This is a genomic window from Paenibacillus sp. FSL H7-689, assembly GCF_000517905.1.
Classification (GTDB): Bacteria; Bacillota; Bacilli; order Paenibacillales; family Paenibacillaceae; genus Paenibacillus; species Paenibacillus amylolyticus.
The window spans coordinates 23,581-35,897 of record NZ_ASPU01000013.1 but is presented as its reverse complement, the minus strand read 5'-3'; the positions used below and the strand labels follow the sequence as shown (position 1 = coordinate 35,897).

Annotated in this window: 11 protein-coding genes; 10 read left to right on the top strand and 1 reads right to left on the bottom strand. The window is 44.3% G+C overall.

Annotated features, from left to right (window positions below):
- Window positions 1-84 precede the first annotated feature (84 nt).
- From C170_RS07845 to C170_RS07820, 6 genes are all read left to right on the top strand, one after another.
- Entirely contained in the window at window positions 85-2,136 is a 2,052-nt protein-coding gene (locus tag C170_RS07845; RefSeq protein WP_036608105.1) for a serine hydrolase domain-containing protein, read from the top strand.
- 195 nt (window positions 2,137-2,331) lie between these two features.
- Window positions 2,332-3,735 carry an outer membrane protein assembly factor BamB family protein gene (locus C170_RS07840; RefSeq protein ID WP_036608102.1) on the top strand — a complete coding sequence of 468 codons (1,404 nt, stop codon included), beginning with the start codon at window positions 2,332-2,334 and terminating at the stop codon, window positions 3,733-3,735.
- Between the two features lie 341 nt (window positions 3,736-4,076).
- Window positions 4,077-4,739 carry a hypothetical protein gene (locus tag C170_RS07835; RefSeq protein ID WP_036608099.1) on the top strand — a complete coding sequence of 221 codons (663 nt, stop codon included), beginning with the start codon at window positions 4,077-4,079 and terminating at the stop codon, window positions 4,737-4,739.
- Window positions 4,740-4,908: 169 nt separating this feature from the next.
- Window positions 4,909-5,889: an SDR family NAD(P)-dependent oxidoreductase gene (locus C170_RS07830; protein WP_036608097.1), complete on the top strand. Its 981-nt coding sequence runs from the start codon at window positions 4,909-4,911 to the stop codon at window positions 5,887-5,889.
- Between the two features lie 185 nt (window positions 5,890-6,074).
- Window positions 6,075-6,983 carry a UDP-N-acetylmuramate dehydrogenase gene (gene murB, locus C170_RS07825; protein ID WP_390925642.1) on the top strand — a complete coding sequence of 303 codons (909 nt, stop codon included), beginning with the start codon at window positions 6,075-6,077 and terminating at the stop codon, window positions 6,981-6,983.
- 147 nt (window positions 6,984-7,130) lie between these two features.
- Window positions 7,131-7,823, top strand: coding sequence for a hypothetical protein (locus tag C170_RS07820; protein ID WP_036608092.1), 693 nt, complete (start codon window positions 7,131-7,133; stop codon window positions 7,821-7,823).
- A gap of 93 nt (window positions 7,824-7,916) precedes the next feature.
- On the opposite strand, the gene C170_RS07815 is transcribed toward C170_RS07820, so the two are convergent.
- A complete protein-coding gene (locus C170_RS07815) occupies window positions 7,917-8,702 on the bottom strand; it encodes a DUF817 domain-containing protein (RefSeq protein WP_036608089.1) in 786 nt (261 codons plus the stop codon).
- 267 nt (window positions 8,703-8,969) lie between these two features.
- Here C170_RS07815 and C170_RS07810 point away from each other — a divergent pair, with 267 nt between their 5' ends.
- The 4 genes from C170_RS07810 to C170_RS07795 all read left to right on the top strand — a co-directional run bounded on the left by C170_RS07810 (window position 8,970) and on the right by C170_RS07795 (window position 12,296).
- Window positions 8,970-9,314, top strand: a complete 345-nt coding sequence (locus C170_RS07810; RefSeq protein ID WP_017688572.1) for a YojF family protein — start codon at window positions 8,970-8,972, stop codon at window positions 9,312-9,314.
- A 23-nt stretch (window positions 9,315-9,337) separates the two neighbouring features.
- Entirely contained in the window at window positions 9,338-10,012 is a 675-nt protein-coding gene (bshB2, locus tag C170_RS07805) for a bacillithiol biosynthesis deacetylase BshB2 (protein WP_036608086.1), read from the top strand.
- A gap of 317 nt (window positions 10,013-10,329) precedes the next feature.
- Window positions 10,330-11,718: a right-handed parallel beta-helix repeat-containing protein gene (locus C170_RS07800; protein WP_235200729.1), complete on the top strand. Its 1,389-nt coding sequence runs from the start codon at window positions 10,330-10,332 to the stop codon at window positions 11,716-11,718.
- The gene (locus C170_RS07795) at window positions 11,715-12,296 is read left to right on the top strand and encodes a nitrous oxide reductase accessory protein NosL (RefSeq protein WP_051447067.1); all 582 of its coding nucleotides are present in this window, start codon (window positions 11,715-11,717) and stop codon (window positions 12,294-12,296) included. The genes C170_RS07800 and C170_RS07795 overlap by 4 nt, the downstream gene beginning before the upstream one ends.
- Window positions 12,297-12,317 lie beyond the last annotated feature (21 nt).

Sequence of the window (12,317 nt, the reverse complement as noted above, 5' to 3'; positions counted from 1 at the left end):
CCATTCAGGGTCCGTTTGCGTTTGATCAGTCTCTTCCCGGATATGATGAATTCATTCATAAGAACATTTGAGGGAGGACATAGGATGAAGAAACTAATTAGTCTTTTATGTACAGCGGTGCTTGTAATTACACCGCTGGCAGATGTCAGAGCAGAGGCGAATAACAGCGGTACGATTGAGGCACGGGCGGAGCAGATCGCCAAGGAGATGGTGCAAAACTACGGTGTCACCAGTGTGCAATATGCGATCATGGATGAAGGGGAATATATTTTATCAGATAGTGTCGGACTGCACGATAATGCATCACAGAAGCCAATAGACAAGGATAGCATGTATGGCATAGGCTCGGTTAGCAAAATGGTTGTTACGGCAGCCACCATGAAGCTGGTTGATTCCGGTAAAATAGATCTGGATGAGCCGCTTACTTCGTATATCAAGGACTTTAAAATGGCAGATGCGCGCTATACTCAAATCACACCGCGCATGTTGATGAATCATTCATCCGGTCTTTACGGTACACATTATGGAAACAGCATGTTGTTTGAAGATAATGACACCCGCAATCATGATGAGTTATTGCTCAAACTTCAGTCCGAAAAACTGAAATCCAAACCTGGCGCATACTCCGTCTACGCCAATGACGGTTTTCAATTGCTTGAAATCCTGGTTGAACGGGTGAGTGGATTAAGCTACAGCGAATATATCGCCAAGTTCATCAGCGAGCCGTTGAAGTTGGAATCAACGAAGACACCACTAGATTCCTTTGACAGAGCGCAATTATCCGAAACCTATTGGCCTACACTTGAGATGAAGATGCCTACCGAAAATGCAAACATTATCGGCACAGGCGGAGTGTACTCTACCGCAGAAGAATTGAGTCAATTCGGAGAGGTTTTAATGGCGAACAGACCGGATATTCTGTCCGAATCTGCTGTGAAGGCCATGCAATCTCATGAATATCGTAAGGGCATATGGGTATCTGATGAGCAAAATACGATCAATTATGGCTTGGGATGGGATTCGGTTGACCTTGCACCTTTCAGCGATTATGGGGTTACCGCGCTTGCCAAAGGCGGGGATACCATGTTGTACCACGCCGTGTTAATCACTATACCCGAACATGATATTTCAATGGCGGTTCTATCATCTGGCGGATCTTCCATCTACAATCAGATGTTTGCCAGCAAAGTGCTGCTGGAAGTTCTGGCGGATCAAGGCATCATCGACAAGGTTAAACCCGATCAGACCTTCTCGTCACCCGACAAAGTGAAGATGCCAACAGAATTAAGCGCGTACTCCGGTCTCTATGGTACGGTAGGAGAGACATTGGATATAACGATTAAGGATGGTGAGATGCAACTGCCAGCCTTGTTGGGTGGAATGATTCCAGAGCAGAAATATGTGTACACAGGCGACGAACATTTTACAAGTGCGGATGGCAGTGTAAAAGCTAGCTTTGTGAAGGAACGTAATGACAAGGTATATGTTAAAATTCAGGGTATGATTACGTTACCCGGCATAGGCCAAACGGTAATGAACACGTATGATTATCAAAAACTGGATCATAATGCGCTTGACGCAGCAACAAAAGAGAAATGGACAGCTCGTGACGGCTCAAAATATTACGCGTTGGATGAAAAAATAACATCGATCTTTTATCTGCTTCCATCCATGCTGATCAAGAACCTGTCTGTTGATGCCAAAAATGGCTATGCTAATGGCACGCAAATCATGGATGCAAACAACGCAGAGAATATCGCCGAGATTCCTGTAATGAACGGAAGAGACGCGTTTGATCTGCAATTTTACACAAAGAATGGCGCCGAGATTCTTCTCCAGGATGGGCAGGAATACATTGCCGAGGATGCGATTACTCCAATCTTTGGTGGAAAAAAAGGAATTACGACTATTCCGGCAAACGGTCAAGCCCGGTGGTATGCGATCGATGCCCGATCGGGTAACAAATCCATCACGGTGGATTCTCCCAAGACCGGAGGTTATGCAGTGTATAATGATAAAGGGGAAATGGTTGACTTCTCTGTAGCAACCAATCAGGAATCGACGAAACTCCCGAAAAGTGGTTTTATCGTTTTTGGTGGGGACGCCGGTGATGTATTCCAGATCCAACTAAAGTAGAGCAGAAACTTCATTAATGAGTCAGGTTCGCAACTAATCACCGAAAAAATACAGTTATCAAGAAGTCGCCTGGTGGCGGCTTTTTTGATATTTTCTTTGAATAATTTAACAATCCGGTAACTATTTGGACCCATCACACGTTATGTTTATGTAGTTATATCTCAGGATTTTAATAACAGGAGGAATTCATTTACCATGATCAATATACATAAACGTCAAATGAATAAGGAATGGAAAAGAAGAGCAGGAAGACCCATCATTGCAGGCATTACTGCCGGAATGCTGATGGTTCACGGCGTTATCGGCGTGTTGCCATCGCAGGCACATGCTGAAGCATCGGATGTATCCATCCGTAACTGGTATTCGTATCAACGAATCACTGTACCTGAACTGAAACCTTCTTGGACAGCGAAAGTAGATAACTATCTGAATATGAACGAGACGTATGTTGGAGTTAATGCCATCGCAGAAGAAGGCAAAGTATTCACGTTTGCTGGATCGAAGTTGATTGCACTTGATGCGACAACAGGTAAACGGCTGTGGACTTACGGCAAAGACCTGACTCCTTATATTACCTATCAAAGCGGGATTCTCTACGGACTGACCATTGATCACAAGCCATATGCCTTGAATGCGAAGACAGGCAAAGCAAAATGGCAGTCAGGTACATCCACCTGGATTGATACGTATAACCGTACGGAAGCTCTGATTCCAACGGTGGATACCCTCTACGTGATTAAGGGGAGTACAACGTTTGCACTGGATATCCAGTCAGGCAAACTGCGCTGGGAAGCAGATGAACCATTAGGTGAAGGTAATGGTACTGAGTATCTGAGTGAATCTAATGGTGTGGTGCTGAGAACCTTTTTTGTCCAAGGGGCACTTACGTCCACTCAGCTTAATGCATATGACAAGAAAACGGGCAAGAAGCTATGGGGTCATTTTGGTCAGGGGGAAGCTATTCAGATCAAAGACGGTCTTGTATACTCAGCGGACTACTATTCTTCGATGTTGGAAAATGACGAGTCTTCACCAGAACGCAAATGGAAAGTGAATGCGTACAACTTGAAGACCGGTGTGTTAAAAGGAAGTCAGGAGTATAAGTGGACCATGCCGGGGGATCCACCGTATGTGAATGGGTATAAAGGGATATTTTCCAATAAAGACAAACTATACATTTTACAAGGGGATAAGATAGCGGAGTATTCGTTGACCTCAACCAATCCGGGAACCGCGCCACTTCGAACTTTTCACCGTCCTTACGGCGAAAATATGGTATGGCTTGGCGTTACACAGGAAAGGTTGATCTTCAAAAACGGAAACACGGGAGAACTTACAGGCATCAAGCTGGCTAATGGTCAAGAGGTCCAGTGGCATGGTGATGCCCCCGTTTCTCAGATTGATGTTTACGGCAAAGGAATGTATCGAGCACAACGTAACGGCACACTGCTTGTCCTCAACATGATGTCAGGTCAGTCGGTCTTCCGCGTCTCCACCGGTGGAGATCTGCACAACACGACATTGAAGACAAACGGAATGATCATCATCCAAGCCGAAGGCAAACTTCTCGGCGTTAAGCTACCAGCGTCGCTGAAATAAGTGATTTAGAATGAAATCATGTGAGAAGACCGGATCATGGCATAGCTGCCCATAATCCGGTCTTTTTTTATTTAAAACACTGCAAAGTCCAAGTATTTGTACATGCAATCTGCCACGCGAAACCCCGCTTCCTCCAACCACACCAATTGATCCTCCAGCGTGGCATTGATATCCACCTTGCGTCTTTCGATTGAAGCCGAGATGTCCGTATCAAGGGTTGTTCCCTGACCCTAGGGAAATACTGATTATGGATAAACCCATAGGTTGGACCTATGGATTCCGAGTCTCAGCCATGGGTAATAACATGTAAGCACAGAATATAGACAGGGGGAATGAACCTGATGTTTCAACCACGTTCTATTATGATGAGTATCTCCTTAATCGTTATAGTTCTAACACTTGCAGCTTGCTCTGGTAGTAATGAACCTTTGCCTAGCCCTCAACCATCAATGCCAGTAGGTGAATCTGCTCCAGCACCTTCAACAGAAAATGAACAACCATCTGAAACAGATGGAACAGTAGAAGCAAATGAAACGGAGCGTCCACAGACCGCAAGTTTTGAAATGTTGACCGCAGATGGAAATCAATCACTAGAGGCGACCTTGCAACAAGGAGAAGGATTTTCCTTGTACGTATTCGAGAAATTCACATTTGATGCTGCTCAAGGCCGTCTGTCACTGACTAGTAACCCTGACTATTATGTGGATATTGAACCACTGCCTTCGGATTATAATCTGGCAGAATTGGAGAAAGCGGGTAAAGAAGAATTAGAAAAAGCCGGTAAGGTATCCGATTATAGTGGAGAACTGGTAGAACACCCGCTTAGTTATGCCGAGCTCTATCTTCAGGCCTCAGGTGAAGAAGGCATTAGCGATTATATGGTCTGGAAATCAGAAGAAGGGGACGCATTTTTATTCCGTCTTCATAATCCAAAAGGAGAAGAGGCCTCTGATTTCGCCAGCCCGGTCCTTGTTTCGTTATCCACCGTTCAGGGTGATTCGTAACTTATATGACCATAATCTTTTCAACGAAAGTCGCCAACTGGCGGCTTTTTTACTTTTGCAGATTGCACGGAGAAGTTGCGAGGTGATGTATTCACTTCCATTTGACTTAGAGTACGCTCTAGGGTGTAGACTTTGAAGAAGTAGAAATATTACCAAGGAGATGAACAGAATGACACAGGAAAATAATACTAGAACTTTACAACATAAAATGGGCTCTGGCTTCAACCATAACAGTACCGCGGAGGATGTATTGAGAGATCTGGACTTGTCCGGACAGCTTGCTATTGTAACGGGTGGATATTCCGGCCTGGGGTTGGAGACGACACGTGCGCTTGTTAATTCGGGAGCCCGTGTAGTGGTGACTGCACGTCGTCCAGCGGTTGCGAAGGAAGCACTTTCGGGTCTGGAAGGTGTTGAAATAGATGAATTGGACCTCGCTGATTTATCCAGCGTTCGTGCTTTTGCAGAGCGGTTTCTGGCGAGTGATCGGAACATTGATATGCTGATTCTTAATGCGGGCATCATGGCTTGCCCGGAGACGCGGGTTGGTCCTGGCTGGGAAGCTCAATTTGCAACCAATCATCTGGGCCACTTTGCCCTGACTAATCTGTTATGGCCAGCACTTGCAAGTCAGGGGGGAGCACGTGTTGTTTCCTTGGCATCAGCGGGACATCATTTCTCACCGATTCGTTGGGATGACATCCAATTTGAACATGGCTATGAGAAATTCCCTGCCTATGGACAGTCCAAAACAGCAACGATTTTATTCAGCGTTGAGCTGGATCGTCGAGGTGCAGAGCACGGCGTACGGGCTTTCTCAGTTCATCCAGGCGGGATTATGACACCACTACAGCGTCATATGCCAAAAGAGGAAATGATTGCTCTGGGCTGGATTGATGAATCTGGACAAGTGGCCAACCCTGCGTTCAAAACACTTGAGCAGGGGGCAGCGACGCAAGTCTGGGCAGCAACTTCTCCTCAACTTGAGGGAAAAGGCGGTGTCTACTGTGAGGATTGTGACATCAGTGAAATGGCTCCAGAGGATGGAGGTTTCTATGGGGTCAAGAAGTATGCCATCGACCCTGAGCAAGCTATTCGTTTATGGGAGCTATCAGCCAAGCTGACTCAAACAGACATAGAACTCTCATAATCATGTAGTTGTGGCAACAGAGCAACAGCTCGCTTCCATGCAGGAACTCACGGAATAGTTCAAAATCTAAAGAGAATGTGATTAATTATAATGAAAACAACATAATTTCAAACAAAATCTCCTATTTAGCATATAATAAAGAAGGAGCATCTCATTTTCGCGATGGTGCAATCATTTCTTTATGAATTCAGGGAGAGAAAATCATGAATATTTTTGAGCATCAGATACCTTTGGAAAAAGTGAAATTCAATGAACCACTAAAAAATCACACGTTTATTAAAATAGGTGGCAACGCAGATATTCTCATCCATCCAACAACGATAGACGAAATCACTAAAATCGTGGAAATTGCCAACTTACATCAGTTACCTCTGACGGTCATTGGAAAAGGCTCAAACGTCATTATTAAAGACGGGGGTATCCGGGGAGTAACGATTTCTCTTAGCCACTTTGATCAAATTAAAGTGAATGAGGAGAGCATGATTGCGCAAAGCGGCGTTGATATCATTGAGGTATCCAGACTTGCTTTGGGGCATAGCTTGACCGGTTTGGAGTTTGCTTGTGGCATTCCTGGCAGCACGGGGGGCGCACTTTACATGAATGCGGGTGCTTATGGCGGTCAGATCGCCGATGTTGTGGAACGTGCGACTGTGATCACCAAAGACGGCGCAGTGTTGGAGATTCCGCGAGAAGAGATGAAGTTTGGTTATCGAAATAGTCTCTTCAAGATGGATCACTATATCATACTGGAGGCCGAATTCGGGCTCAAAAAAGGAAACAAGGAAGATATTGCAAGCAAAATGAAGGAATTAACGTTCCTAAGAGAATCCAAGCAGCCGCTTGAATTCCCCTCTTGTGGAAGTGTATTTAAACGACCCGAAGGACATTTTGCCGGTAAACTGATTCAGGATTGTAACTTGCAGGGCACTCGCATCGGAGGCGCTGAAATCTCCATGAAGCATGCAGGTTTCATCGTAAATGTGGATCACGCTACTGCCCAGGATTATATGGATCTGATTCAATTTATTCAGAAGAAAGTATATGATACGTTCCAAGTTGAATTGGAAACCGAAGTAATCTTTCTGGGAGAATAGCTTCGATGAATGACTTGAAAGGTCGCCAATGGCGGCCTTTTTTGATTGTCCGAATTATATTTAAACAAGAACTAATATGCTAATTATGGTAATATCAGAGTGATTGTATTTAATATTTCATCGTTATCATAAGGAGTGTACATGGAGATGTTCAAGCGTAACAGGAGAATTTTGCTAATCACTGCAATGGTAATTTTACTATCGCCCCTGTCAATCTTGGCATATATGTATATGAATGAACGAGCTGGCGGGCTAGCCGATCAACGGATATCCAAAGTTTGGGGATTGAATGAACCTATACATATTCCTATAGCGAACAGTCCTCAAGGGGCCGTTCAAGAATTTAGAGGTGAATCTTATACCTCCCAATTCATTCATCAGGAGGCTGTGGACGGGGGCATGATTTTGTTTACACAAAAAAAGGGTCGGGAAAATAACAGTAATCTTCAGATGGAGTATACCCGCAAGAACATTTTCGGATGGAAATGGGTATGGGGTGGAGGATATTCCATTAATGAATCAGTTGAATCCAAGTTTGCGTTGAATTATATGAGCATACCGAAATTAGAAAAAGTCTCGGCCCCGTTACCGATGTTATTTGGTGACATCATAGACTCCACTATCAGACGTGTAACTGTTGAAATCAAGCAAAATGGAAAGCCCGAAACTTTCGATGCGAAGCTGGTTGAGGCAGGTGAGAACCAACAAATCTGGTATGCATTCCTGCCTTCATCAGCTACTCCTCCTTATACAATCAAAGCATATGATGAAAAGGAGAGCCTCTTAATCAACAAAGACATTGAAGAGGCAGATGGCTTTGGCTCATTTTTTATTGAATAATCTCAAATAGAACTCCAGTAAAAAACAGCGGCATTCGAAGACTTTAGGTACGAGTCTAAGATTGTTGCTGTTTTACGGTTAGAGAATAAATAGTTACCTGGACTTTGGATCATCTGCGGTTCGATTGGCCTTCACATATTTGAGCTGCGCAACGATGATGACACTGATGATGACCAGCAGGAACCACGAACTAATTTTGCTAAAGCTAACCAGTTGCCAGGCATCATGCTGATCAGGGTATTTCCAGGCATTGAAAAATGTAGCGATGTTCTCAGCAGTCCAAATGAAGAAACCAACGATGATAAAAGCAAGCGATAAGGGCATTCGATAGGTCGTTGCTCGTACCCGGTAAATAATCCAGGTTTTCCAGAAGACAATAAATACAAGCGCCGTCAGCCACCAGCGAAAATCGGGCATAAAATGATGAGTGAAAAAGTTAATATAGATGGCTGCTCCGAGCAGCATCGAAGGTGCAAAACCAGGCCATCCGGTCATGTCCATTCGCAGTCTTCGCCACACCTGACACATAAAACTGGCTACACTTGCATACATGAATCCGCTATAAAGAGGGACACCCAGGATTTTGCTGTATGCTTGCTCAGGGTATGACCATGATCCCATCCATACTTTATAGATTTCTAGCACCAGGCCAATAATGTGAAATACACAGATGACCTTGATTTCATCCTTAGTTTCCAAGCCGCTTCGATACATCAGGTACTGCACAGCAAGTAATACGAGCAGAATGGCATCATATCGATGAAGGAAAGGAATAGGAATTACGCTGGACAGTGCCAGTGTTCCAAAGATCGCTACGGGAAATATGCAGCTCATGGCCTGATGATAGCCAAAATGAAGTAGTTGTATTAGAGATTTCAAGTCGAGTTAAACTCCTTTCCAAACATGTTGGAGCAAGATTCATTTCAGATTTAAGGTTCTTCATCACGGGCGTTTTTGCCTACACTTCATAATATAGATATGATCCATGAATAAAAAGAGAAAAAACCACGCAAATCTGTTCTTGTTTTCAAACTGGAATCATCATGAGAGGGCTCTATGTGAGGTCGACAGGGTCACTCCATGTATATTCTCTTGTGGTTATGTTAAAATGAAGTTCGTACAATTACATTAGATAAGGAGGCCGCTATGCAACCAATTAAACCTCAAGATATTCAGCTCCGGATCAATAATCTTGCTGATCAGGACTTATACGTACATCTAGAACTTACGTCAGGTGCTTACGCACAACACATGGACAGTACAAAACATCCAGCATCGGCATTCATTACTAATGCGGCCATACGATATACGCAGGGGTCCATTTCAGGTACAGGTCCATACCGTGTTGGTCTGAAAACAACGCAGGGATGGCTTTACGCCGAAGGACTTACACATATTGATGAGCAGGAACAAGAAAGACTGATTCTCGCCGGTCACGACAGCCAAGGTAAACTAGTTGTGGCGTTACAATTAAGCCGAGAGATGTTCTGATGAAAGCGGAGGATTGAATAACCATGAATACTACACACAACGAGCATGAGCGCATCTTGGTGGTATATCCACATCCAGATGATGAAGCTTTCTCTGTATCGGGAACGTTAGCCAAATACATAGATGGCGGTGCCCATGTAACCTATGCTTGTCTAACACTTGGCGAGATGGGGCGCAATATGGGGATTCCTCCATTTGCCAACCGAGTGACGTTGCCTGCCATTCGTAAACAGGAACTCATCGAAGCTTCTGAAGCGATTGGTATTCAGGACCTGAGAATGCTGGGTTTCCACGATAAAATGCTGGAGTTCGAAGACCCACAGTTACTGGAAGATACCATCATGTCGCTACTTAAAGAGTTGAATCCCACGCTAGTCATTACGTTCTATCCGGGGTACAGTGTTCATCCCGATCATGATGCAACGGGAGCCGCTGTTATACGTACAATTGCTAAACTTCCTGTGGATGAACGTCCGATTGTTCACTGCGTTGCGTTCGCTAATAATCAGGAACAGTACATTGGCAAACCGGATGTATTTGTTGACGTATCCGAATTTTTGGATCGAAAAATGGCGTCCATTCGTGCCCATCGTTCACAATTCCAGGCAGCAGAGCTTGTAGGAAATCGTGAGCTGAATAATGAAGAAATCAAGAAACGTTTTGGCAGAGAAACATTTTGGACCTATCCATTTGAATAATATATTACTTAGAAGTCGCCTATATGGCGGCTTTTTTTGATTCACATCACAATATCGACACAAAAATGCAGCGTCTATAGCCTAATTGAGCTATATGGAATAAATATCATTTTAAGTACACTATGATCAGGATTGTGATAACGCTTCATTTATTACGTTGCTTCAATGGGTGAGGAACATGGAGAGTTGATTTTAAGTGGAATGGAGGGATGGTGTGTACAACCAACGTATATTTTGGATTAACGTCAGACCCGTTGAATACATTGCCACAGCAATAAGCAACTGTAACAAGAAGCCGGAATTGCGCGGTTTGAATCATGAGTAATCCTTGGGCAGGCTTGAGTGCATTCAACAGTTGTAAGAAGAGTCGGGTTACAGGTTTAATTTTTCTAATCGGAATGATGATGCTCCTGCTATCCCTTCCGCACGGTGCAGTCATGGCCTCTTCCGGACATCGTGATCTCATTCCCCTTCAGCCTATGATTGACCGCACTGCACCTGGAGAAGTCATTGAACTTGCATCAGGTCGTTATTCTGGACCCGTGACGATTGACAAAAACATCACCATTCAGGGTGATCCTACGGTCATAGTTGTTAATGCGGAAGCCACCTCTACGATAATGATTCGCTCGGATGGGGTGAAACTGAGCGGTTTTACAATTGAACATGATACGAATGAACAGACTGCAGCGATTCAGGTTGAAGGGAAAAACAGTGAAATCACAGATCTGCACATTCAGACCCAAGGGTATGGGATGATCATCCGGAATTCGAGTCAGGCAACGATTCAGCGGAACAACATTACGTGGGCCGGGTCTGATTCTGCTTCCAGTGGCCAGAAGGGCAATGGCATTGATCTGTACAACTCCCATGATAGCTACATTGATGCCAATGAGATCACCGGAATGAGGGATGGAATCTATCTGGAGAACAGTCGCAAGTCTACTGTGCAAAATAACAGGCTGTTACATACAAGGTACGGCATCCACTGTATGTACATTGACGGCTCTTCTGTCATGGACAATACCGGAGAGGAGAACATGACAGGTGCCATGATTATGGGCGTCAAGAATACGGTCATATCGGGCAATTCTTTTCGCAAACAGAGTACCAATGTTCACTCCCAAGGGATTTTGTTGTATGACGTGCATCAATCCTCAATTCACAACAATGTGGTGGAGGGTAATCGTGTCGGCATGAATATTGCAGAGTCATCGGGCAATGAGATCCATGACAATGCGGTGCTTCGGAATTTTGTTGGCATACAGCTTGTTCTGGCAGAAGCTAATGAGTTTACACGTAACCAATTGGTGTCTAATGTCATTGAAGCTTCGGCGCTGGATAGCCCGAATAATGTCCTGATGGAGAACTACTGGGACTCCTTTCAGGGGCTCGATCTGAATCGGGATGGGATCAGTGAAATATCCTATGCTATCAATCCTTTTTATGAGCAACTGGTCAGTCGAAATTCAGCGTATCAGCTCTTTTTCCAATCACCGGGTATGGTCTTTCTGAGTGAGTTGTTTACAGAAGGCAGAGAACAATGGACTACCGACAAATCGCCACGAATGAGCATGGATACGGAATCTGATCTGCACATGTCAGTAGAAAGTGCTACAGATTCCAATGTGGTGTGGTTGTTCGGGTTAATTCTGTTGGGTATGGCAACTTTTATAATCATCTATATGGGGGTATTACGAAAATGAACAAAAGCTTGAACAGAAGATGGACATTCCTCATGGTACTTATGTTTGGCATGGTGCTGTTAACCGCTTGCGGAACAAAATACGCGGCATTGCCGATCAATGAAGACGTGGATATCTGTGCGATCTGTAAAATGCAGGTGAAGGACGATGCATATGCAACACAGCTCACTACGAAAGACGGCCAAAATTACAAGTTCGATGATATCGGCTGCATGAACCAGTGGAAAACAGAAAATGGCACAGATAACATCGGCATGGACTATGTACGTGACTATAATGACAAGGAATGGATTGAATACAGCAAAGCCACGTATGTATACGACGCTTCATTGCGTACGCCTATGGCCTATGGAATTCTTAATTTTAAGGACAAGCCCTCGGCTGAAGCTTTCATTGCAGAGCAAGGTGTAGGAACCATTATGACCGCTGAGGATCTTGCCTCTCATGACTGGAAACAGAACACAGAGAATATGGACATGATGGGTGAACATGGGCATGATGAGCACGGACATGGTGAAGAAGGAGACGGTAATGAGATGCATCAGGAAGGTGAGATGAAAGAAGAGTCAGGCCACTAAGTATGACAATAGAAAATGGTG

Coding starts and splice junctions, on each gene's coding strand:
- C170_RS07845 (WP_036608105.1), top strand. CDS start 85: ATGAAGAAACTAATTAGTCTTTTATGTACAGCGGTGCTTGTAATTACA.
- C170_RS07840 (WP_036608102.1), top strand. CDS start 2,332: ATGATCAATATACATAAACGTCAAATGAATAAGGAATGGAAAAGAAGA.
- C170_RS07835 (WP_036608099.1), top strand. CDS start 4,077: ATGTTTCAACCACGTTCTATTATGATGAGTATCTCCTTAATCGTTATA.
- C170_RS07830 (WP_036608097.1), top strand. CDS start 4,909: ATGACACAGGAAAATAATACTAGAACTTTACAACATAAAATGGGCTCT.
- C170_RS07820 (WP_036608092.1), top strand. CDS start 7,131: ATGTTCAAGCGTAACAGGAGAATTTTGCTAATCACTGCAATGGTAATT.
- C170_RS07810 (WP_017688572.1), top strand. CDS start 8,970: ATGCAACCAATTAAACCTCAAGATATTCAGCTCCGGATCAATAATCTT.
- bshB2 (WP_036608086.1), top strand. CDS start 9,338: ATGAATACTACACACAACGAGCATGAGCGCATCTTGGTGGTATATCCA.
- C170_RS07800 (WP_235200729.1), top strand. CDS start 10,330: ATGAGTAATCCTTGGGCAGGCTTGAGTGCATTCAACAGTTGTAAGAAG.
- C170_RS07795 (WP_051447067.1), top strand. CDS start 11,715: ATGAACAAAAGCTTGAACAGAAGATGGACATTCCTCATGGTACTTATG.